This window comes from Streptococcus mitis, from assembly GCF_001579035.1.
GTDB lineage: Bacteria > Bacillota > Bacilli > Lactobacillales > Streptococcaceae > Streptococcus > Streptococcus mitis_J.
The window spans coordinates 22,983-24,478 of the sequence record NZ_KQ970286.1; the positions used below are offsets into that span (position 1 = coordinate 22,983).

Genomic DNA, 1,496 nt, shown 5'->3' on the forward strand with positions numbered 1-1,496 from the left:
GGGGAATTCCCCATCACAACTTTGCGTCCCATTGCCATCAAATCAGCTATCAAAGAAGTTCTCTGGATCTACCAAGACCAGTCAAATAGCTTAGAAGTGCTTAATGACAAGTACAATGTTCACTACTGGAATGACTGGGAAGTGGGAGATACAGGAACCATTGGTGAGCGCTATGGTGCCGTCGTTAAAAAGCATGACATCATTAACAAGATTCTCAAACAGTTGGAAGCCAACCCTTGGAACCGTCGCAACATTATCTCCCTTTGGGATTACCAAGCTTTTGATGAGACGGACGGCCTCCTCCCATGCGCCTTTCAGACCATGTTTGATGTCCGCCGTGTAGATGGAGAAATCTATCTGGATGCAACCTTGACTCAGCGTTCGAATGATATGTTGGTAGCCCACCATATCAATGCTATGCAGTATGTGGCTCTTCAAATGATGATTGCCAAGCATTTCGGCTGGAAGGTTGGGAAGTTCTTCTACTTTATCAACAACCTCCATATCTATGATAATCAATTTGAACAAGCTCAGGAATTGCTTCGTCGTGAGCCGTCAAACTGCCAACCACGTTTGGTTTTAAATGTTCCTGATGGGACTAGTTTCTTTGATATCAAAGCAGAAGATTTTGAGTTGGTGAATTATGACCCTGTCAAGCCGCAGTTGAAGTTTGACCTAGCTATTTAATACTCTTCGAAAATCTCTTCAAACCACGTCAGCGTCGCTTCATCAACAACATCAAAAGCATGTTTTGAGCTGACTTCGTCAGTTCTATCCGCAACCTCAAAACAGTGTTTTGAGCAGCCTGTGGCTAGCTTCCTAGTTGCTCTTTGATTTTCATTGAGCATAAAATAATAGAAAAAAGAAGTTGAGAATAATCCCAACTTCTTTTGTTTTTTAACGTGATACGCGGCGACGAGCTGCTTTTTTACGGTTTTCTTCGATGAAAGCTGCTTTTTGCTCTTCTGGTTCGATTACTTTCTTTTTAAATGCGTATACTGCACCTGCAACGGCAGCGACAGTTCCTGCGACACCTGTTACAAGACCTTTAGCGAATCCTTTAGCCATGAGTCTTCCTCCTTTATATTCTATATCAGCCAGCCTCTTCAAGAGGTCACATTTTTCTGACTGACCTTTTTGTGTTATAATAATAGTAACGAAAAAATGGGAATTTTTCAAGGAAAAAAGATGAAAACAAAAATAATTGTGATTGTTGGACCGACTGCTGTTGGAAAAACAGCCCTTGCCATTGAAGTGGCTAATAGTTTTAATGGCGAAGTGGTTAGTGGAGATAGCCAGCAAGTCTATCGAGGTCTGGATATTGGAACGGCTAAGGCTAGTCCAGAAGAGCAGGCAACTGTTCCTCATCATTTAATCGATGTTAGAGAGGTAACCGAGTCTTACTCGGCTTTTGATTTTGTTTCAGAAGCTAAGATGGCTATTGAGGATATTCACAGTCGTGGCAAGTTAGCTATTATCGCTGGTGGGACTGGACT

General features: G+C 42.2%; 4 protein-coding genes. 2 read left to right on the plus strand and 2 right to left on the minus strand.

Annotated features, from left to right (window positions below; translation table 11 throughout):
* On the plus strand, nt 1-687 hold a 687-nt coding region (locus tag SMIDD26_RS02375), incomplete at its 5' end, for a thymidylate synthase (protein WP_246746859.1).
* Here the strand turns inward: SMIDD26_RS02375 and SMIDD26_RS11335 are convergent.
* Together SMIDD26_RS11335 and SMIDD26_RS02380 are read right to left on the minus strand one after the other, a co-directional pair.
* Nucleotides 684-884 carry a hypothetical protein gene (locus SMIDD26_RS11335; RefSeq protein ID WP_134990113.1) on the minus strand — a complete coding sequence of 67 codons (201 nt, stop codon included), beginning with the start codon at nt 882-884 and terminating at the stop codon, nt 684-686. The genes SMIDD26_RS02375 and SMIDD26_RS11335 overlap by 4 nt on opposite strands.
* Nucleotides 885-897: 13 nt before the next feature.
* A complete protein-coding gene (locus tag SMIDD26_RS02380) occupies nt 898-1,068 on the minus strand; it encodes a DUF3042 family protein (protein ID WP_001051780.1) in 171 nt (56 codons plus the stop codon).
* A 120-nt stretch (nt 1,069-1,188) separates the two neighbouring features.
* Between SMIDD26_RS02380 and SMIDD26_RS02385 the strand changes: the two genes are divergently transcribed.
* A partial coding sequence (locus SMIDD26_RS02385; RefSeq protein WP_280630506.1) for a tRNA (adenosine(37)-N6)-dimethylallyltransferase occupies nt 1,189-1,496 on the plus strand: 308 nt, incomplete at its 3' end.

Coding starts and splice junctions, on each gene's coding strand:
- SMIDD26_RS02380 (WP_001051780.1), bottom strand. CDS start 1,068: ATGGCTAAAGGATTCGCTAAAGGTCTTGTAACAGGTGTCGCAGGAACT.